The organism is Bacillus sp. 522_BSPC (assembly GCF_001076885.1).
Classification (GTDB): Bacteria; Bacillota; Bacilli; order Bacillales; family Cytobacillaceae; genus Niallia; species Niallia hominis.
On the sequence record NZ_JVDT01000263.1, the window covers coordinates 16,251 to 37,704 of the forward strand.

The 21,454-nt window shown below is 35.6% G+C and carries 22 protein-coding genes and 1 tRNA gene; 22 read left to right on the forward strand and 1 reads right to left on the reverse strand.

Annotated features, from left to right (window positions below; all coding sequences use genetic code 11):
* Positions 1–12: 12 nt before the first annotated feature.
* The 22 genes from veg (at position 13) to ADJ83_RS21970 (ending at position 20,791) form a co-directional block, all read left to right on the forward strand.
* On the forward strand, positions 13–276 hold the full coding sequence (gene veg / locus ADJ83_RS21865; protein WP_031537121.1) for a biofilm formation stimulator Veg: 264 nt from the start codon (positions 13–15) through the stop codon (positions 274–276).
* Positions 277–484: 208 nt separating this feature from the next.
* Positions 485–667 carry a small, acid-soluble spore protein, alpha/beta type gene (locus tag ADJ83_RS21870; RefSeq protein ID WP_031537122.1) on the forward strand — a complete coding sequence of 61 codons (183 nt, stop codon included), beginning with the start codon at positions 485–487 and terminating at the stop codon, positions 665–667.
* 403 nt (positions 668–1,070) lie between these two features.
* Positions 1,071–1,940 carry a 4-(cytidine 5'-diphospho)-2-C-methyl-D-erythritol kinase gene (ispE, locus tag ADJ83_RS21875; RefSeq protein ID WP_048719110.1) on the forward strand — a complete coding sequence of 290 codons (870 nt, stop codon included), beginning with the start codon at positions 1,071–1,073 and terminating at the stop codon, positions 1,938–1,940.
* 55 nt (positions 1,941–1,995) lie between these two features.
* Positions 1,996–2,817 carry a pur operon repressor gene (purR, locus tag ADJ83_RS21880; protein WP_031537124.1) on the forward strand — a complete coding sequence of 274 codons (822 nt, stop codon included), beginning with the start codon at positions 1,996–1,998 and terminating at the stop codon, positions 2,815–2,817.
* Positions 2,818–2,837: 20 nt separating this feature from the next.
* On the forward strand, positions 2,838–3,212 hold the full coding sequence (locus tag ADJ83_RS21885) for a RidA family protein (protein WP_031537125.1): 375 nt from the start codon (positions 2,838–2,840) through the stop codon (positions 3,210–3,212).
* Positions 3,213–3,394: 182 nt separating this feature from the next.
* Entirely contained in the window at positions 3,395–3,685 is a 291-nt protein-coding gene (gene spoVG / locus ADJ83_RS21890) for a septation regulator SpoVG (RefSeq protein ID WP_026574035.1), read from the forward strand.
* A gap of 533 nt (positions 3,686–4,218) precedes the next feature.
* On the forward strand, positions 4,219–5,577 hold the full coding sequence (gene glmU / locus ADJ83_RS21895; RefSeq protein ID WP_031537126.1) for a bifunctional UDP-N-acetylglucosamine diphosphorylase/glucosamine-1-phosphate N-acetyltransferase GlmU: 1,359 nt from the start codon (positions 4,219–4,221) through the stop codon (positions 5,575–5,577).
* 85 nt (positions 5,578–5,662) lie between these two features.
* Positions 5,663–6,619, forward strand: coding sequence for a ribose-phosphate diphosphokinase (locus ADJ83_RS21900; RefSeq protein WP_031537127.1), 957 nt, complete (start codon positions 5,663–5,665; stop codon positions 6,617–6,619).
* A 171-nt stretch (positions 6,620–6,790) separates the two neighbouring features.
* Positions 6,791–7,432, forward strand: coding sequence for a 50S ribosomal protein L25/general stress protein Ctc (locus ADJ83_RS21905; RefSeq protein WP_031537128.1), 642 nt, complete (start codon positions 6,791–6,793; stop codon positions 7,430–7,432).
* A 152-nt stretch (positions 7,433–7,584) separates the two neighbouring features.
* Positions 7,585–8,148, forward strand: coding sequence for an aminoacyl-tRNA hydrolase (gene pth / locus ADJ83_RS21910; RefSeq protein WP_031537129.1), 564 nt, complete (start codon positions 7,585–7,587; stop codon positions 8,146–8,148).
* Positions 8,149–8,240: 92 nt separating this feature from the next.
* Complete coding sequence (locus tag ADJ83_RS21915; RefSeq protein WP_031537130.1) at positions 8,241–8,471, forward strand: anti-sigma-F factor Fin family protein; 231 nt, start codon at positions 8,241–8,243, stop codon at positions 8,469–8,471.
* 519 nt (positions 8,472–8,990) lie between these two features.
* Positions 8,991–12,530, forward strand: coding sequence for a transcription-repair coupling factor (gene mfd, locus ADJ83_RS21920; protein ID WP_048719099.1), 3,540 nt, complete (start codon positions 8,991–8,993; stop codon positions 12,528–12,530).
* Positions 12,531–13,006: 476 nt separating this feature from the next.
* Positions 13,007–13,543 carry a stage V sporulation protein T gene (gene spoVT, locus ADJ83_RS21925; protein WP_031537132.1) on the forward strand — a complete coding sequence of 179 codons (537 nt, stop codon included), beginning with the start codon at positions 13,007–13,009 and terminating at the stop codon, positions 13,541–13,543.
* A 200-nt stretch (positions 13,544–13,743) separates the two neighbouring features.
* A complete protein-coding gene (locus tag ADJ83_RS21930) occupies positions 13,744–14,124 on the forward strand; it encodes a GntR family transcriptional regulator (protein WP_031537133.1) in 381 nt (126 codons plus the stop codon).
* A 2-nt stretch (positions 14,125–14,126) separates the two neighbouring features.
* Positions 14,127–15,224, forward strand: a complete 1,098-nt coding sequence (locus tag ADJ83_RS21935) for a DUF1648 domain-containing protein (protein ID WP_031537134.1) — start codon at positions 14,127–14,129, stop codon at positions 15,222–15,224.
* Positions 15,225–15,401: 177 nt separating this feature from the next.
* Entirely contained in the window at positions 15,402–17,012 is a 1,611-nt protein-coding gene (locus ADJ83_RS21940; protein WP_081836616.1) for a putative polysaccharide biosynthesis protein, read from the forward strand.
* A complete protein-coding gene (gene mazG / locus ADJ83_RS21945) occupies positions 17,009–18,472 on the forward strand; it encodes a nucleoside triphosphate pyrophosphohydrolase (protein WP_031537136.1) in 1,464 nt (487 codons plus the stop codon). The genes ADJ83_RS21940 and mazG overlap by 4 nt, the downstream gene beginning before the upstream one ends.
* Positions 18,473–18,487: 15 nt before the next feature.
* Complete coding sequence (locus tag ADJ83_RS21950) at positions 18,488–18,745, forward strand: RNA-binding S4 domain-containing protein (RefSeq protein WP_031537137.1); 258 nt, start codon at positions 18,488–18,490, stop codon at positions 18,743–18,745.
* Between the two features lie 142 nt (positions 18,746–18,887).
* Positions 18,888–19,190, forward strand: a complete 303-nt coding sequence (yabP, locus tag ADJ83_RS21955) for a sporulation protein YabP (RefSeq protein WP_031537138.1) — start codon at positions 18,888–18,890, stop codon at positions 19,188–19,190.
* Positions 19,187–19,810, forward strand: coding sequence for a spore cortex biosynthesis protein YabQ (gene yabQ / locus ADJ83_RS21960; RefSeq protein WP_048719101.1), 624 nt, complete (start codon positions 19,187–19,189; stop codon positions 19,808–19,810). Before yabP ends, yabQ begins: the two co-directional genes overlap by 4 nt.
* Before the next feature lie 17 nt (positions 19,811–19,827).
* On the forward strand, positions 19,828–20,223 hold the full coding sequence (locus ADJ83_RS21965; protein ID WP_031537140.1) for an FtsB family cell division protein: 396 nt from the start codon (positions 19,828–19,830) through the stop codon (positions 20,221–20,223).
* A 94-nt stretch (positions 20,224–20,317) separates the two neighbouring features.
* The gene (locus ADJ83_RS21970) at positions 20,318–20,791 is read left to right on the forward strand and encodes a S1 domain-containing RNA-binding protein (RefSeq protein WP_031537141.1); all 474 of its coding nucleotides are present in this window, start codon (positions 20,318–20,320) and stop codon (positions 20,789–20,791) included.
* 239 nt (positions 20,792–21,030) lie between these two features.
* Here the strand turns inward: ADJ83_RS21970 and ADJ83_RS21975 are convergent.
* Positions 21,031–21,104: transfer RNA gene (locus tag ADJ83_RS21975), tRNA-Met, on the reverse strand.
* Positions 21,105–21,454: the final 350 nt, after the last annotated feature.

The following is a 21,454-nucleotide window of genomic DNA, read 5'->3' on the forward strand; positions in this document are numbered from 1 at the left end:
GAGGTGGACCGAATGGCAAAAACATTATCAGATATAAAAAAGGCTCTTGATTCAAATTTAGGAAAAAGGCTTATGCTGAAGGCAAATGGCGGTCGTCGTAAGACAATTGAGCGTTCTGGCGTGTTGGCAGAGACTTATCCATCTGTGTTTGTAGTGGAGTTAGATCAGGATGAAAATGCATTTGAACGTGTATCATACAGCTATGCAGATGTTTTAACAGAAACGGTTCAAATTACCTTCTTTGAGGATACATCAGGACAAGTTGCTTTAAGCTAACTATATATTGCTTGAAAGCATTAAGCGGCAGTAAACGATTTGTTTGCTGCTTTTTTCATGCAATAAAAATGGAAGCATGGCCATTTTTTAATAAAGTCAGCTGTGAATGTATAAATAAGTATCGCTTCTGGCAACAAATAGATAACATGAAAAACTAATGATAGTTACATACTAAATCTACCGTGGGTGATGAAAGGAGAGATTCACTATGGGTAGACGAAGAGGAATTATGTCTGAAGGATTAAAAGAAGAATTGGCAAAAGAACTTGGTTTCTATGATGTGGTCCAACAAGAGGGCTGGGGCGGTATTCGTGCAAGAGACGCAGGGAATATGGTCAAAAGAGCAATAGAAATTGCAGAACAAAGTCTTCTTACTCAAAATAAAGAGTAACTTCAACATCACTTAACGTCCATCTTTTTTATATTATAATCACAATGGATTTACTCACGGTAACAATAGGATCTATCATTAGCTACTATCTATATTCCAAAATATAGATAGAAAGGATAATGATAGATCCTTTTTTATTCGAAGATGAATGAGTTAATATTACCTATAAAATCATGATAATAATTCAGGAAATCATAATCTCTATTACATGTAATAGACTAATTTGTGGTAAAATCACTATATCGAAATAGAAGATTAGATGAGCATAATGCTTAGATAGGTACGGAATAAGGAAAAGATAGAGTTCGTCTAGCCTACTATTATTACCTCCTTCCAAGGAAAGCTGTTTTCTTTAGTGAGAGGAAAAAAGTAAATGATGAAATTTGTTAAGTGGGTGGAAATATTGAAGCTTTTGGTTAAAGCGCCAGCTAAAATCAATTTGTCATTGGATGTGCTTCGTAAGAGACCTGATGGGTATCATGAAGTAGAAATGATTATGACAACAATTGATTTAGCAGATAGAATTGAGCTAGCACTGCTAGATAGCGATGTAATAAAAATAACTTCTCTTAATAGATTTGTTCCTGATGACCAACGTAATCTTGCTTATCAAGCAGCAAATATATTAAAAGAAAAGTTCCGTGTAAAGAAGGGGGTAGAAATAAAAATAGAAAAGAACATCCCTGTGGCAGCTGGCTTAGCTGGAGGAAGCAGTGATGCGGCGGCAGTATTACGCGGTCTAAATAAGTTATGGGGTTTAGGGCTAACATTAGATGAGTTAGCGATAATTGGGGCTGAAATAGGATCTGATGTGTCTTTCTGTGTCTACGGAGGAACCGCACTTGCAACTGGAAGAGGAGAAATCATTAAGGAATTACCTGCACCTCCAGTTTGTTGGGTTATTTTAGCGAAACCATTTATTGGTGTATCAACAGCTGATATTTATAAAAGACTAGATGTAGAGACAATTGAGCATCCAAATACGGAAAAAATGATTGAGTCAATTTCATCCAAGGATTATGATTTAATGTGTGAGTGTGTAGGGAATGTACTAGAAAATGTCACTTTATCCTTATATCCTGAGGTTGCCCAAATAAAAGAGCAAATTTGTAAGTTTGGGGCAGATACAGTACTTATGAGCGGAAGTGGCCCTACGGTTTTCGGATTAATTCAACATGATTCAAGAATGAACCGTGTTTACAACGGATTAAGAGGATTTTGTGACCAAGTATTTGCAGTTAGAATGATTGGACAGCGACATACTCTTGATTAAATCCGTATAATAATGTAATATTGTCCTTAAATATTCGGATTTTGGGGGTTCTGTTATGAAGTTTCGTCGTAGTGAACGTTTAATAGACATGACGAATTACTTGCTGGAGCATCCTAGGCAATTAGTGTCTCTTTCTTATTTTGCAGAAAAATACAGTTCGGCCAAGTCTTCTATAAGTGAAGATTTGGCTATTATTAAGGAAACTTTTGAGCAAAGAGGAATAGGGACGTTACATACATTGCCAGGAGCTGCTGGTGGAGTAAAGTATCAAGTAAGAGTCAGTGAAGAGGAAGCAAAACCATTTGTTGAGGAGCTTTGCGATTTAATTAAAAGCCCGGAAAGACTATTGCCAGGTGGATACCTATATATGAACGATATATTAGGCAACACGGCTATCGTTCAAAAAGTAGGTAGGCTTTTTGCATCAGCTTTTGCTGATACGGATATAGATGTAGTCATGACAGTAGCAACAAAGGGAATTCCTTTGGCGTATGCAGTAGGGAATTATTTAAATGTTCCTGTAGTTATGGTTAGAAGAGATAGTAAAGTAACAGAAGGTTCTACTGTAAGTATCAACTATGTTTCTGGTTCTACTAAAAGAATTCAAACGATGCTATTGTCAAAAAGAAGCTTGGAAGATGGTTCAAAAGTTTTGATTGTGGATGACTTTATGAAAGCTGGTGGTACCATCAATGGTATGATTAGCTTGTTAGAGGAATTCAATGCAAGTGTTGCAGGAATAGCAGTATTAGTTGAGGCAGAAGAAGCGGAAGAAAGATTAGTAGATGATTATTTATCACTAGTGAAATTATCAGGCGTTGATGTGAAAGAAAAGAAAATTTCAGTGAAAAATGGCAATTATTTTGACAAAAAATAGATCTTAGGGGGAAAAGACACATGAAAGTTGTTCAAACAAGTAATGCACCAGCAGCTATCGGGCCATATTCTCAAGGTATTATTGTTAATAATCTGTTTTTCAGTTCAGGTCAAATTCCTTTAACTGCTGAAGGGACCTTAATCGAGGGAGACGTTCAGACACAGACACATCAAGTATTTAAAAATTTAGCTGCCGTTTTAAAAGAAGCGGGGGCATCGTTTGAAACGGTTGTTAAAGCGACTGTATTTATTAAAAATATGGAAGACTTTCAAGCAATTAATGAGGTATATGGGGAATATTTCTCAACGCATAAACCTGCTCGATCTTGTGTAGAGGTAGCAAGGTTACCGAAAGATGTATTGGTTGAAATCGAGGTAATTGCTCTTTGTAAGTAAGGTAATTCATATGAAGAATAGTCGAAGTTTTAGTGAAAAAGCGAGGATTTTATCACTTTTCGGCAATTTTTCTTTATTTTATCCGAAATATTCTAAAAAATTTCGCCTTTTAAGAAGGAGTTATGAAAGTTCTGTTGAATTTATTAACTAGATTTTATCTTCTAGTAAAGGTGGTGAACAGGATGGAAGTAACTGATGTAAGGCTACGCCGAGTTAATACGGATGGACGAATGAGAGCTATTGCCTCTATTACACTAGATAATGAATTTGTTGTTCACGATATTAGGGTAATTGATGGAAATAATGGATTATTTGTAGCGATGCCAAGTAAGCGAACACCGGATGGTGAATTTAGAGATATCGCTCATCCAATTAACTCTGGTACAAGAGGAAAAATCCAGGAAGCAGTTTTGGCAGAATACCACCGCCTGGGTGAATTAGAAATTGAATTTGAAGAAGCTGGAGCTTCCTAAAATAATCTGCAGCTAGAGCCTACTTCCTAAGAGTAAGGCTCTTTTTTTTACCTATTAAAAAGCGGTTGAGATACAAAGCAGTAAAATAAGCACTATATAGCACAAAGAGAATTATACATATAGGTCATAATAAATGTATTACACTTCTATATACCCCTTTATTTTCCAATGAAAACCTCTTTTACTTTTAGTATCATAAAATAGTTAAGAAATAATTTATATCCCTGACTTTTTCGGTATATTTAATCCGTTTCATGTAGAGTAAGAGAAGAATCCCCTATTGCTTAAAGCAAGGAAGTCCTACTATGGTGGTCTCTTAAAAAGTGAAATGAAAGTAAGATCCTCTCTCTTAAGCAATTATTAGTGTTTTTCCTATTTAGATAAATTTATTTTTGGTACGGAATAAGCAAATAATTAGTATAAAAAAGAAACTTTTCTAAATAACCATACATAAAATGTGAATCCTTCCTTGAAATCAAGAGGTATTTAAGATATATTTTTTAGTGGATAAAAAGGTTATTGGAGGCCTGTGAATGACAACTCGTTACGCAGTGATTTTAGCCGCAGGACAGGGAACTAGAATGAAGTCAAAGCTTTATAAAGTACTTCATCCTGTTTGTGGAAAACCGATGGTACAGCATGTTGTAGATCAAGTAGAGAAGCTACAAGTGGATTCAATCGTAACAGTAATTGGCCACGGTTCAGAAAAAGTAAAAGCACAGCTTGGCAATAGTGTTAATTATGTGTATCAACAAGAACAGCTTGGAACAGCACATGCGGTAATACAAGCAAAAGATATTCTTGGAGACAAAGATGGAGTGACATTAGTTATTTGTGGGGATACACCACTTATGACGAGTGAGACTATAGAAGCGCTCTTTTTACAACATGAGAAAATGGGAGCAAAGGCAACCATTTTAACTGCAGAAGCAAGTAAACCAGATGGTTACGGTAGAATTGTTCGTAACGAAATGGGAGTAGTAGAAAAAATAGTCGAACATAAAGATGCTACGGAAGCGGAAAGAAAAATAACAGAAATTAATACAGGTACCTATGTATTTGATAATGCATTGTTATTCCAGGCATTAAATAACGTTTCGAACGAAAATGTTCAAGGTGAATATTATTTGCCAGATGTTATTGAGATTTTAAAGCAGCAGGGAGAAACAGTTAGTGCATTCCAAACAAATGATTTTGATGAAACCATTGGTGTGAATGATCGTGTGGCTTTATCGGAAGCAGAAGCAATTATGAGAAAACGTATTAATGAACTGCATATGCGAAATGGAGTAACGCTTATTGATCCATTAAATACGTATATCGAAGCAGATGTAACGATTAAGGAAGATACTGTTATATACCCAGGGAGTATTCTTAAAGGTACGACTGTAATAGGTTCAGAATGTATCATAGGACCCAATACAGAAATAAATAATTGTATTGTTGGAAATAATACAGCTATCAAACAATCTGTTGCACATGATAGTAGCATAGGTTCAGATGTGAATATAGGACCATTTGCTCATATTCGACCAGCGTCTACAATCAATGATGAAGTGAAGATCGGGAATTTTGTTGAAATTAAGAAAGCGACATTTGGAAAAGGAAGTAAAGCATCCCATTTGAGTTATATTGGAGATGCAAGTGTTGGCAATGATGTAAATATTGGCTGTGGTACAATCACGGTTAATTATGACGGCAAGAATAAGTTTATGACTACAATAGAAGATGGCGCATTTATTGGTTGCAATTCCAATTTAATTGCTCCTGTCACAATTGGTAAAGGTGCTTATGTTGCAGCAGGTTCCACCATAACAGATGATGTTCCTTCTGAGGCACTATCCATTGCCCGTTCCCGTCAAGTTAATAAAGAGAATTACAAACGTAAATAATCAGATTTAAAAAAGAGAAGAATAAGTAGCTTTTATTCATACATTCTTCGTATCATTAGTGGAAAAAGACCAGTGGAGGTTCAGCATGCCAGTTAAGAATTTAGATCCAAATTTGAAGGTATTCAGTTTAAACTCTAATCCAGCATTAGCGCAAGAAATTGCAGAGTCAATTGGAGTAGAATTAGGGAAATGTTCTGTGACGCGTTTTAGCGATGGAGAAATTCAAATTAATATTGAAGAGAGTATTCGTGGTTGTGATGTATATGTCATTCAGTCAACTAGTGCACCTGTTAACGAACATATTATGGAATTGTTAATTATGATTGATGCATTAAAGCGTGCATCAGCTAAAACGATTAACCTAGTTATTCCTTATTATGGTTATGCTAGACAAGATAGAAAAGCACGAGCACGTGAACCAATTACAGCAAAATTAGTAGCAAATTTACTAGAAACTGCTGGAGCAACCCGTGTTATTACATTAGACTTGCATGCCCCGCAAATTCAAGGATTCTTCGATATTCCGATTGATCACTTAATGGGTGTACCAATCCTAGGCAACTATTTCAGTCAGCGTGAATTTGATGGAGAACTTGTTATTGTATCACCAGATCACGGTGGTGTTACGAGAGCAAGAAAGCTTGCAGAACGATTAAAAGCACCAATTGCTATTATTGATAAAAGAAGACCAAAACCAAATGTTGCGGAAGTAATGAATATTGTTGGTAATATAGAAGGGAAAATTGCCATTCTTATCGATGATATTATTGATACAGCTGGTACCATCACACTCGGTGCTAATGCTCTTGCTGAAAATGGCGCTAAAGAAGTCTATGCATGCTGTACACATCCCGTATTATCAGGACCTGCAATGGATAGAATCAATAATTCCAAAATTAAAGAGCTGGTTGTAACAAACTCTATTGAACTTGGAGACAAGAAACTTTCTGCGAATGTCATCCAATTATCAGTTGCTGATTTACTAGGTGAGGCTATTTTACGTGTACATCAAGATCAGTCTGTAAGTTTCTTATTTGATTGATAGATTTAAAAGCAAAACTTTCTGATTAGTCGCTTGCCTTTTGGCAGGCGACTATTAGTATTGTCGTACTCTATTTAATAGAGAAGCAAAATTCTCTATGTTTAAATTTCTTCCATTTAGGGCATTTTTTATATAAGAGTGTTCATTGAATAAATAATGGAAGGTGAAATAATGACGACAACTTTACAAGCAAAAAAACGTATGACAGACAAGCATTCAAGCTTAACGAAATTAAGAAATGAGGGAGAAATCCCAGGAATTGTGTATGGATCAAAAGTAGAAAATACGTCGATTTCCTTAAGTGAGGCAAATTTCTTAAAAACGATTCGTGAGGTTGGAAGAAATGGTGTTATTTCGCTGGATATCGACGGGGAAACCTATAATGTCGTTTTAAATGAATATGATTCCGATCCAATAAAGCGAGCAGTACTGCATGTGGACTTCTTGGCAGTTGATTTATCAAAAGCTATCAGTGCACCAGTGAGAGTTTCCTTAGTGGGAGAAGCAGCTGGAGTGAAAGATGGCGGCGTTATGCAGCAGGCATTACATGAAGTAACAGTAACAGCAAGACCTAATGACATACCGACTAGTATTGATATTGATGTAACAGAACTCCAAGTTGGAGATACGATTACTGTGGGAGATGTTAAGGGTTATGATAAAATAGAAATAGACCATGAACAAGAAGAAGTAATCGCATCAATTCTTGCTCCAAGACAGGAAGAAGAGATTAGTACAGGAGAACAACAAGAAGAAGGAATGCCTGATAATGTAGAAGGCAGAGAAACGGAGCCGGATACAAAAGAAGAGTAATGCAATTCCTACAAATGAATTCTCCCTGTACGTTTAGAAAGTACATTTCTAAAGAAGGCTAGCAAAAAAAGGTTTGACCGGTAAGTGTTTCTATTGGCCAAACCTTTTTCATATATAGCTTACATAGTGATTAATAAATCAGGGGGATTGTCATGAAATTAATCGTGGGCCTTGGGAATCCAGGGAAGCAATATGATAGAACAAGACATAATATAGGTTTTGAAGTAATAGATTTTTTATCCAACCATTACAATATTCCATTAGATAAAGCGAAATTCAAAGGGAATTTTGGAATAGGGAATATTGGGGGCGAAAAAATAATTTTACTAAAGCCGCTTACATATATGAATCTCTCAGGAGAATCAATTCGTCCGATTATGGATTACTATAATCTTGAGCCAGAGGATTTAGTAGTCATTTATGATGATTTAGACTTACCTGTTGGGAAAATTAGACTTCGTCAAAAGGGAAGCTCTGGTGGACATAATGGGATCAAGTCTACGATTCTTCATGTTGGGACAGAAAAATTTAATCGTATAAGAGTTGGAATTGATCGTCCTAAAAATGGTATGAAGGTTGTTGATTATGTCCTTGGAAAATTTACAAAAGAAGAAATGGACATATTAGAGGGAACGATCAGAAAATGCGCGGACGCATGTGCGCAATGGGCTGAGGAACCTTTTTTGCAAGTAATGAATAAATATAATATCCAGTAAGATATTGTTCCATTCCTGTTTATTCGGTTATATTTAGCTACGAATCGGTTAATACTAGCATTATTATAATGTGCTAGTAAGGAGGCCTTGGAATGGCTATACATTATCATTGCAGACATTGTGGTGTGCATATAGGTTCACTTGATGCAGGAGCAGTAGAAGCAAACCGCTTAGGATTCGATCATTTAACAGATGAAGATCGTTCAGAAATGATTCAATATCATCAAACAGGAGATATTGAGGTAAAATCAATTTGTGAGGATTGTCAAGAATCATTGTCTAAAAATCCTGGTTACTATGAAAATGATTATTTGATTCATTAATAGACTGTTTAAAAAGATACTGTTTTTAATTAGGAAAAAAGCTTTGGACTAATCCAAAGCATTTTTCCGTTGTCTATATACATGTTTTCTTTAGTAGCAGGAATATAGGCAAGATATCTCGTATATAACAACATAAAGGAGTATTTTCTCCACATTTTAACAAAGCCGCTTTTAGGAGAGGGTCAAGTCTTCTCAGGCTACTGCGTGTGGGAGCTTGGACTTTCACGCAGCTTCTCAGGCTGCTCAGTATCTCTAATTGTTTATTTATCATATTGAGAAAGTAACAATCTTTTAGAAAACAGCTTTTTCAAAAGAAACATATAGATGATGTCTTTATAAGAACTAAATAGATGGCAATTATAAATATTTATATAAGATAGGAACAGATTATAGGTTAAGTGCTTATCTTAGAAAAGGGCTAGATAGCTAGTGCTATGTCACTTTACTAAAATGTATAAACAAACTAGCTCTGCACCACTTATTATGGTGCCTTTGCTTTTAAATGGGAGGGAAAATTTTTTGTTAGGGCTAAAAGAGTTATTTAAACAGCAAGAAGATATACAAAATGTCATTTCTGGATTAGAGGCTGGATTGCATGAGCAATTAGTTTCAGGTCTTTCCAATTCAGCACGTACTTTATATATGACTTCTATTTACGAAAAAACGAAGAAACCTTTATTAATAGTGACACATAATTTATTGCAAGCACAAAAGCTATATGATGATATTACAAATATTGTGGATGAAAAGGAAGTCTTCCTTTATCCAGCGAATGAATTAATTGCTGCTGAGATTAGTATTGCGAGTCCAGAGCTTAAGGCACAGCGTATTGAAGTATTGAACTATTGGGCTAAGAAAAAATCAGGAATCATGATTGTTCCAGTAGCCGGGCTAAGAAAGTTGCTGCCTCCAAAAAAGCTATGGAAGGAAGCGCAATTAAAGCTTGAGATAGGGCAGGATTTGGATTTAGAGGCATTTTTATTAAGGCTTGTTCATATGGGATATGTGCGAGCAGAAATGGTTTCTTCACCTGGAGAATTTAGTGTGCGTGGTGGAATATTAGATATCTATCCATTGACAGAAGAAGATCCTCTTCGCATTGAATTATTTGATACGGAAATTGATTCCATCAGGGCTTTCTCACTTGAGGATCAACGCTCGAAAGAAAAGAAAGAAGTGGTTAGCATTGGGCCGGCTACAGAAATTCTTTATGATGAAAAAGCAGTCGATGAACTATTAAGCAAGCTGGAAAAGGGCCTAGCTCAAAGTTTAAAAAAGATAAAAGATGAAGCGACGAAAACGTTACTTGCGCAAAACATAGGCAGAGAAATAGAACAGTTAAGAAATGGACAAAAGCCAGAACAATTATATAAATACTTATCCATTCTTTATGGGGAACATGTAAGTTTAATAGACTATTTACCGACAAACGGCTTTTTAATTATTGATGAAATTAGTAGAGTGCAAGAAATGAACGACACGCTAGAGAAGGAAGAGGCTGATTGGTATACGAGCTTATTAGGCGAGGGAGCAATCATTCATGGATTAACCTTATCCCAAAGTATAAGCCATCTTTTACATCAAGCAAAACAGCCAATTGTCTATCTATCTTTGTTCTTACGCCATGTGCCAAATACTAATCCGCAGAATATAATCAATGTTTCTTGTAAACAAATGCAAAATTTTCATGGTCAAATGAATGTGTTAAAAACAGAAATAGAAAGATGGAAAAAGAATCATTACACCGTTTTATTGCTTGGTAATAGTGGGGAACGTATAGAAAAGCTAGATCAAGTTCTACGGGATTATGATATGGAAGTAATGATTCAAAAGAATGCCAAGAAGATTGCTGAAGGGAAAATCCAACTAGTAGAAGGGCATCTGCAATCAGGATTTGAACTTCCTATTTTAAAGCTAGCTGTAATAACAGAAGAGGAATTATTTAAAACAAAAACAAAAAAAATCTCTAAAAGAAGACAAAAGCTATCAAACGCGGAAAGAATAAAAAGCTATTCGGAATTAAATGTTGGAGATTATGTTGTTCATGTTAACCATGGAATTGGTAAATATCTTGGAATTGAAACACTTCAAATAAATGGTGTTCACAAGGATTATTTACATTTACGATATCAAGGAAATGATAAGCTATATGTTCCTGTTGAACAAATTGACTTAGTTCAAAAATACGTAGGGTCAGAGAGTAAAGAACCGAAAATATATAAATTAGGCGGCAATGATTGGAAGCGTGTGAAGAAAAAGGTAGAGTCTTCTGTTCAAGATATAGCCGATGATCTTATAAAGCTATATGCAGAAAGAGAGGCATCTGTTGGCTATGGGTTCTCTCCAGATGGAGAAATGCAGCGGGAATTTGAAGCAGCATTTGCTTATCAGGAAACAGAGGATCAGTTGCGCTCCATTCATGAAATTAAAAAGGATATGGAAAGAGAAAGACCGATGGATCGCCTTCTTTGCGGAGATGTTGGTTATGGGAAAACAGAGGTTGCTATTCGTGCAGCTTTTAAAGCGATAGCTGATGGAAAACAAGTTGCTTTCTTAGTGCCAACGACAATCTTAGCTCAACAGCATTATGAAACGTTGAGAGAGCGTTTTCAAGATTATCCGATTGAAATAGGTTTATTAAGTAGATTCCGGACGAGAAAACAGCAAAACGATACAATAAAAGGGCTAAAAGCGGGAACTATTGATATTGTTGTAGGAACACATCGGATTCTTTCTAAGGATATTTCCTATCGAGATTTAGGTTTGTTAATTATTGATGAAGAACAGCGATTTGGGGTAACGCATAAGGAGAAAATTAAACAGTTAAAAACAAATGTTGATGTGTTGACATTAACAGCAACCCCAATTCCAAGAACACTCCATATGTCGATGTTAGGTGTACGAGATTTATCTGTCATCGAAACACCTCCTGAAAATAGATTTCCTATTCAGACCTATGTAATGGAGTATAATGGTGGACTTGTAAGAGAAGCGATTGAAAGAGAGCTAGCAAGAAATGGGCAAATATATTTTCTATACAATCGTGTAGAAGATATTGAAAGAAAAGCGGAAGAGATATCCATGTTAGTCCCTGATGCAAGAGTAACATATGCACACGGTAAAATGACGGAAAATGAATTAGAATCAGTAATGCTTGGATTTTTAGAAGGAGAATACGATGTTTTAGTAAGTACAACCATTATTGAAACAGGGGTAGATATTCCGAATGTAAATACATTGATTGTCCAAGACGCAGATCGCATGGGGCTATCGCAGCTCTATCAATTACGGGGAAGAGTAGGTCGTTCTAATCGAGTAGCCTATGCTTACTTTACGTATAAGAAGGATAAGGTCTTAACAGAGGTAGCGGAAAAAAGGCTGCAGGCAATTAAAGAGTTTACAGAGTTAGGGTCTGGTTTTAAAATTGCCATGCGGGATTTAACGATTCGTGGGGCTGGAAATCTCCTAGGTGCTCAGCAGCATGGATTTATTGATTCTGTCGGATTTGATTTATACTCTCAGATGCTGAAAGAGGCGATTGAAGAGAGAAGAGGCACCATAGATGAAGAACAAAAACGAACAATCGAAATTGATTTAGATATTGATGCCTATATTCCTGAGTTCTATATAAGCGACGGACAGCAAAAGATTGAAATGTATAAAAGATTTAGAGGCGTTGCAACTTTAGATGATATGGAAGAACTAAGAGAAGAATTAACAGACCGTTTTGGAGACTATCCAGAGGAAGTTTCTAATCTTTTCAGGATTACAGAAATGAAGATTTATGGGAAGCAAGCTGGAGTAGAATTAATTAAACAAACAAAGGAAGAAGTGCTGATTCTCTTATCAGAACAAGGTAGTGACCGCATGGATGGTCAAAAAATATTTGAGAAAAGTTCTAAATATGGCAAAATGATTGGTCTTGGCATGGAAGGAAGAAAACTAAAGATGATCTTCCATGTAAAGGGTGTAGAGAAGGACAAATGGCTTAAGGTGTGTCAAGAAATGATAGAAGCATTGAGTACCTTTAAAAAAGAACCAGAGGAAGTTACTAAGTAAATGTAGATGACGAATAAAAATGTGAATAAAAGCCAAACAACCCATATTTACGTGTGGATTGTTTGGCTTTTTTGTTTGGCTGGAATACTTATGTCCAAACCTCTTTAATACCCAAAGTTATGAAGAAAATTGTGGAAAACGAATGTTTAATAAGGGGGGACAAGGGTATACACAAATATAGATAAAGGATAAAAAGTTCTCATTAAATGACATCTAAGTTAAGTACCGGAATAAATAAATGGTTATACCAAAATTTGGGATATAATATTCCCGCTTGTTAAAAATATGGTAAATGTTTTTGTTAGGTGAAATATTCACCAAGGAAAATAAAGCTACCTAGAGAAAATTTTGCATGATTAATGTATAGAACTTACCATATGAAAGATACTATGTTTAAATATGGTGAACATTTCATGTATAGTGAGAATGCACTCACCAATTTTAAAAATCATCTGATGAAAGTGAGGCAACACGGAATGAAAGCAACTGGAATTGTGCGTCGAATCGATGATTTGGGTCGTGTCGTTATCCCAAAAGAAATCAGAAGAACATTACGAATTCGTGAAGGTGATCCATTAGAGATTTTTGTTGATCGAGATGGAGAAGTAATTTTAAAGAAATATTCACCGATTAGTGAGTTAAGTGATTTTGCTAAAGAGTATGCAGAAGCTCTTTATGACAGTTTAGGAAGTGCTGTATTGATTTGTGACAGAGACTCTTACATTGCCGTTTCGGGTGGATCGAAGAAGGACTATTTAAATAAAAATATTAGTAATATAGTGGAAAAGGCAATGGAAGATAGAGGAACTATTCTTATGAATCAACAAGATCAAGTTTCCTTAGTGGATGGTACTACCGAAACTATTTCTGCTTATACAATTGGTCCAATCATTGCAAATGGAGATCCAATTGGAGCGGTTGTCATCTTTTCAAAAGAAGACTCCCTTGGTGATGTAGAGAAAAAGGCTGTAGAGACTGCGGCAGGATTTTTAGCTCGCCAAATGGAATCATAATCATGCTTGCATAACGTTTTCTTTTACTAATCCATATATTGTTTAAACCGTCGACAAACTCAGGAATTGGAGTTGTCGACTTTTTTTGTACTTACATAAATAATAGGAACTTCATTTTTTATTTGGAAAATGAATATTGTTCTATTCAAACTAGAACAACATTGTTATAATAAGTATATAACAGTTTAAGGTGGATGATTATGTATATTCAAATTAATCCTGATTTAGAAATGCCGATTTACGAACAGCTTTCGATGCAAATTATGATAGGGGTAATAAGAAAAGATATACAGGATGGAGATGTATTGCCTTCTGTTCGTTCATTGGCAGCTGATTTAGGCGTAAATATGCATACTGTAAATAAAAGCTATCACGAATTAGAGAAAAAGGGACTAATTCAAATTATTCCTAAATCTGGTGCAGTTATCCGAACCGCTAATCGAAAGCTATCTGAAGAAGAGAAAAACAGAACATCAGATAATTTAAAGCCGACTATAGTGGAAGCATTAGTGCTAGGGATGAATGAGGAAGACATATTAAGCATAGCAAAATCAATTATTCAAAACTTGAAGGAGGAATAGTAATGGAAGCACTTATATTTATTATGATGATGTTGTTAACAGTCATGCTTGAGGCAGCTATCCCTTTTCTAATAAGAAAAACAATCGTATTTGGGGTTTCCATTCCAAGTACACAAATAAAGCATCCACAAATTTCTGTATATAAAAAAAGATATTCTCTTTTAATTGTGGTACCTGCTCTTCTTCTTCTTCTTGCTTATTGCATTTGGCAAGCAACCAATAGTCCCCAAGCCAATCAAGTAGCGATTGTTGGAACGTTTCTTTTGTTTGGAACTTTATTTTGGAGCTTTAGCCTTTATTTCTATTTTCATGGGAAAATGCTTGAATTGAAAGGTGAAAATAAATGGGAAGAACAGTTAAAAGTAGTAAGTGTAACAGAGCTTGGGATTAGACAAAAGGATGAAATGCTTCCGTGGTATGTGTTTCTAATTCCGATGATTATTACGGTAGGATTCCTTCTTTTTACTGCAACTCAATATGATGTGTTGCCGACAGAGATACCTGTGCACTGGGGAGCTGATGGTAAAGCTGATCGATTTACGACAAAGACACCTATCTCTTCTGTGTCATTGCTTCTCGTTTTGCTAACAATGCAATTCATGTTTTTAGGTATTAATATAGCGACAAAGAGATCAGGGATCAAAATAATTGCTAATAATAAACAAGCATCCAAGCGAAGACAGCTAAAGTATCGTAAATATTCAAGCTGGCTTAATCTTCTTATATCCATTACCATAACTGTTCTGTTCATTCTTTTACAATTAACAACGTTATACAATAATATTTTCAGTGATTACATGATAGTTATTATTCCTCTCCTCCTTACAGTAGTCCTATTAATTTGTACCATTGTATTTACGTTTAAGGTAGAGCGGTTAAATCGGGAATTAGATGGAAAAGAGCAAGAAACGCAGGAAATTTCCACTTTTGATGCTGATAACCATTGGAAGGGTGGCTTGTTTTACTTTAATAAAAATGATCCTTCTATTTTTGTTGAAAAGAGATTTGGAATTGGTTGGACAATAAACTTTGCAAATCCAATTGGATATTTATTACTATTTATTCCTTTGCTGCTTATCCTCCTTTTAAGCTTTATATAGAGGGACATTAAGAGCGCTTCTTTCCAGGTCTGTATAAACAAATAATTGGAAAACGGCTTGTTGACAGTGTTTCTTAATTATTAGTAGGTAGAAAGGAAGGATATGGATGTAAGCAGGCATCTTCCTTCCAACTATGCTATAATACAAGGCGAAGTAATTATGGAAGGAGCTAGACATGTGAAGACTTCGCAATCAAATGTCTGGTTTAAAGGCGCTTTTATTCTGATGTTAGCTGCCTTAATAACTAAAGTACTAAGCGCTGTATATCGAATACCGTTTCAAAATATTGTCGGTGATAAAGGATTTTATATTTATCAGCAGGTTTATCCTTTTTACGGGGTAATTATTGCTTTATCTACATATGGTTTTCCAGTAGTCCTATCAAAATTGTATATGGAAATGAAAGTAGAGGGGAACCAATCGGGTATAAATAGACTTGTGAGTTCCTCTTTTTACTTGTTTTTTCCCATAGGGATTGCTGCTTTTCTTATTTTGTTTTTCAATGCCGGAAGACTGGCTACTTGGATGGGAGATCCCTATTTAGCATCTTTGTTGAAGGTGATTTCTTTTGCATTTCTTTTTTCTCCATTGACAGCTATTTTGCGAGGAATCTTTCAAGGGGAGGGCAATATGATTCCGACAGCAGTATCACAGGTGAGTGAACAACTGCTTAGAGTTGGGATTATCTTATTTGTTGCTGTCTTTTTTTCCTATAAAAGATATTCCTTGTATGCGATTGGTTCTGGGGCTATGTTTGGTTCTGTCATAGGAGGCTTACTTTCCCTGCTAGTACTAATCTATTTTTATCGAAAAAAATCTTTTTCTCTATTCCGAGTTTCCGCCCTTTTTCACAAGGAAAATCGTCTTCTATCTAAAAGAGTAATATTTGAGGGAATCACGATTTCGATTAGTAGTATGCTATTAATATTATTGCAGCTTGCAGATTCTTTGAACTTATATGCCTTATTAATCGAAAATGGAGTCGCGGATGAAACGGCTAAAGTCATGAAAGGTATTTATGATAGAGGGCAGCCGCTCATACAAATTGGAAGTATTATATCCACATCCATGGCTTTAAGTATTGTCCCGCTTATTACAAAGAATCGGCAAAAGGAAAGTAAAAAAGATCTAATGGAGAATATTCATTTCTCTCTTTTAGTCAGTTATTTTATCGGCCTCGGTGCTACTGTAGGTTTGATCGGGATTATTAATGAGACAAACAGGATGCTTTTTGAAAATGATGCTGGGTCTCATGTCCTTGCCATTTTGTTTTTTATTATCTTCTTTAATGCCATTATTGTTACGGTAATGTCCATTCTTCAAGGGTTAGGTCATTCTTTCTATCCGGCCATTTTGATTATATTTGGTTTTATAGGGAAGTATGTTCTTAATATCTGCCTTGTTTCTTCTTATGGGATTGCAGGTGCAGCTTATGCATCGCTCATTATATTATTTATTATTTTACTTTTAATGGTGGTAAAATTGAGAAGAATAGTCAAGGAGCCAATTATTGATCTAAAGCAGATAGCAATCATTATTGGGGCGAGTTTCGTAATGTTACTTGTTCTAAAAGGATATATACCTCTTTCCTCGTTGTTGCTTGAATTTATAGAGAATAATCGCATAAAAAGTGCTATACAAGCATTATCTGGTGTTATGATAGGCGGCATCGTGTATGTGTTTCTTGTTTTGCGAGGAAATGTTTTTAAAGAGAAGGAATTACTTCTATTGCCGTTAGGAAGTAAACTAATTTGGTTTTTACCGAAAAGAAGGAAGGGAACTAAATGAAGCAAATAAAGATTATTGGATTGGGTGCAGGGGATATAAATCAACTGCCATTGGGTGTCTACCGAAGCTTAATGGATGAGAATAAAGCGGTATATGTACGGACGAAGGATCACCCGGTAATATCAACCCTTGAACAGGAAGGTGTCATGTTTTATTCATTTGATTCTATTTATGAGAAACATGATCAATTTGAAGCAGTATATAAAGAAATCGTTGCATTTCTAATAGAAAAAGCTAAAGAGACAGACGTTGTATATGCAGTTCCAGGTCATCCACTTGTTGCGGAAAAAACGGTTCAATTATTAATAGAAAAAGATAGAGAAGGAGTGGTCTCTATTGAAATAGCCGGTGGCCAAAGCTTTTTAGACAGCATTTTTCAGGCATTGCGAATCGATCCAATTGAGGGCTTTCAATTATTGGATGGAACAGACCTTGATCGCTCAAGCATTCAGCTTAGAAATCATTTAATAATTGGCCAAGTATATGATGTCTTTTCTGCATCTGAAGTGAAGCTGACGCTAATGGATATACTGCCATATGACTATCCTATTAAAATTGTAACTGCAGCAGGAAGCAGTTTGGAATGCATAAAAGAAATGGAGCTACATGAGTTAGATAGAGAGATGGACTTAAATAACCTAACGAGTGTCTATGTGCCGCCTGTTCGGGAGGAAAAGCTATTACGTAAAGAGTTTTCTCAGCTACGACGTATTATAGCGGAGCTTCGTGGACCGAACGGCTGTCCGTGGGATAAAAAACAAACACATGAAAGCTTGCGTAAGTATCTACTAGAAGAAAGCTATGAATTAATTGAGGCCATTAATGAAGGAGATATTGATCATATTATCGAAGAGCTTGGTGACGTGTTATTGCAAGTGATGCTTCACGGTCAAATAGGAGAAGATGAGGGCTACTTTTCTATTGATGATGTAATCGAGGGAATATCCGATAAGATGATTCGCAGGCATCCTCATGTATTTGGAGAGGAACAGGCGGAATCTGTCGATGATGTGATGAAGCATTGGCAAAATGCAAAGAAAAAGGAAGCAAAGAAAGAAAAGGATTCTGTGTTAGATGGAATTAATCAGGCATTACCACATTTAATGCAAGCCCACGAATTACAGAAAAAAGCGGCAAAGGTTGGCTTTGATTGGCCGGATGCAGATGGAGCTTGGGAAAAGGTAAAAGAAGAGATTCTAGAGTTTGATAAGGAAATAAAAGAGGCAAGTAATGAAGAAAGGATAGAAAGTGAATTTGGCGATGTTTTGTTCTCGCTAGTAAATATCGCTAGATTTTATAAGGTTAATCCTGAGCTTGCTATCTTGCAGACAAACAAGAAATTTATTCAGCGTTTTTCTTATATAGAAGAGAGGGTGAAGGCGTCTGGAATGGAATGGAGTCAAATGAGCTTAGAGGAATTAGATGGGTATTGGAAGGAAGCAAAGAAAAAACAACGATAAGAAGGAGCGGTTAAGATGCGACTAGATAAATTCTTGAAAATTTCACGCTTAATTAAACGAAGAACGTTAGCGAAAGAGGTAGCGGATCAGGGACGAATTTTAGTAAACGGGCTGCAGGCAAAAGCGAGCACTAATGTGAAGGTAGGAGATGAGCTTCAGGTGCGTTTTGGGCAAAAGCTAGTAACAGCAAAAGTGGAAATGCTACAGGAATCTACGAAAAAAGAAGATGCAGCAAATATGTATAAAATAATGAAAGAAGAGACCATTTCATAAGTTTAATTAGCTGTATTATTGGTAATAAAACAAGGTAGAGTTGTTTCGACTATCTTCCTTTTGAAGGCTTGTTCTAAAATAATTTTTCTTCACATATATTTGTACAAGTAGAGATTGTACTAAGTGATTGTGAGGGATAAAGATGAGCCAATATTATGATTCTAACACGACTAAAAGTAATGTAGTAGAACATGATGTAATTATGAGAGGGAGAAAGTTATTAGATATTACAGGAGTAAAGCAGGTGGAGAGCTTTGACAACGAAGAGTTCATTTTAGAAACAGTAATGGGCTTTTTATCCATTCGTGGTCAAAATCTTCAAATGAAAAATCTCGATGTGGAAAAGGGTATCGTCTCCATTAAAGGAAAAGTGTTTGATTTAGTATATGTAGACGAACAAAGTGGAGATAAGGCTAAGGGATTCTTTAGCAAGATATTCCGATGACGTTATCTACACAATTTATGACCATGCTAGCTATGGTTAGCATGGGTCTATTCTTTGGCATAAGCTTAGATACATATCAGTACTTTTTGAAAAGGCCGATAAGGAAACGAAGTATTGTTTTTATCCATGATATCCTTTTTTGGATTTTGCAAGCCCTTCTTATGTTTTATGTGCTTTTCCTAGTAAACAAAGGAGAGGTCCGCATTTATTTGATTTTAGCTTTGCTGCTAGGATTCGCCATGTACAAAAGTTTATTTCAAGCTCTATATCTTCGATTATTAAAAGCAATTATTTCTTTTTGCATCCATTCTTATCGTTTTTTTATTAAATTGTTTATGAATATTGTATATAAGCCAATTAAATCTATCTTGCAATTGCTCTTGTCGATAATAATTACTTTAGGTAAGGGACTTATGGCACTTGTCAGTGGTATAATTAGGGTATTAAGATTTATCATAAAGATACTATTTAAACCAATTGAATGGCTTTTATCCCTATTATGGCTAATTGTGCCGAAAAAGGTTAAATTATTCGTCGAGAGAATTTCTAGTAAATTGGCAGGATATTACTTTAAAATAAAGAAATATTTGAAAGAATGGGTAGCTAATAGAAAAAAATAATGAAAGGAGGAGCCTCTATGAGTGCCATAAGAAAACCAGATATTACAACATTCCCAACAGAATATAATTTAAAGCATCAAGCGGATAGTCTCAGTGGAGCCAGAAAGAAAAAGTTATTGATGCGCAGGCTGACAACATTCTTCGTATGTGCTGCTGTTATTGGCTTTATCATGATTTCCACACTCATATCACAAAGCTCCACTTTAAACGAGAAAAGAGCAGAGAAAGAGGACTTAGATGGACAACTTGTAGCGCTAGAAAAGCAGGAAGCGGAATTAAAAGATCAAATTGCTAAATTAAATGACGAAGAGTATTTAGCTAAATTAGCTAGAAAAGATTTATTACTATCACAAGAAGGGGAAATTATTTTTAATATCCCAGAAAAAGATGCAAAAAACGCTACTGGAAAATAATAAGGTCGGCTGTAATATTGACACCCTTTTTTTCCATTCTGTATAATATAAATAAGTACGATTTTTTATATCCTTAAGGAGGCAAAACTTTTTTATGTCAATCGAAGTAGGCAGCAAGTTACAAGGAAAGGTAACAGGAATTACTAATTTTGGTGCGTTTGTTGAGCTCCCAGAAGGCGCAACAGGTCTTGTTCATATTAGTGAGGTCGCAGACAATTATGTTAAGGACATTAATGAACACCTAAAAGTAGGCGATGAAGTAGAAGTTAAAGTTATTAATGTCGAGAAAGATGGCAAAATTGGACTATCCATTAAAAAGGCGAAGGATAGACCAGAAAGACCAGAGAGACCACAATACGAACGCGGAGAAAGAAGAGAATCAAGAGGCGGCTATTCCGGTGGGAATTCTCAAAGGTCACGTAATGCAAAATCAAATGAAAATCGTGCTCCTAAAGAGAATTTCGAATCGAAAATGGCTCGTTTCTTAAAAGACAGTGAAGATCGATTAGCTTCTCTGAAAAGAAATACTGAGTCGAAACGCGGGGGAAGAGGCGCGAGACGCGGGTAACTTGCTGCTGAATAACCAATAGATAGCAGGGTTTATCGTTTATATATTCCCATAGCTTAAGCAAGCCTATTAAGGCTTGCTTTTTTGTGTTTTTGATAAAAATGGTTTATTTCCACTGATAAACTTCAGTAAGACTTTCATTTCTTGTTTGGAAGAAGAGGAAGAAAATAGGTTGGAGATCAGCTGTAATAGAAAAAGACATAAAAAAAACCACGTAAAAATTTACGTGGTTTTTTAGATAGCGGCGGAGGGGATCGAACCCCCGACCTCACGGGTATGAACCGTACGCTCTAGCCAGCTGAGCTACACCGCCATAATATTAACAAGACAATTAATATAATACAAATAAATAAATGTAATGTCAATAGGTTTTATTCATTTCATTATTTGTTGGCAAATTTATATTTTATTGTATGGCTGTATTTAAATCTTTTTACATACGTATATAAAGTGTAAAGCTGTAGGAACCACTATTATCGATGGATAACTAAAAAAACATATTGCATGAATTGACAAAAATAAGCAATAAATACAAAAAAGCAGGCAGAAGAAAATGTTTTCTTTCTCCAAACGTACTTCAGTTAAAACCACTTTTTTAATGATAGAATAGCCTCTTTTCTATAAAAGTTTTCCAAATAACGGGCAAAAAGGAATGTATCGAAT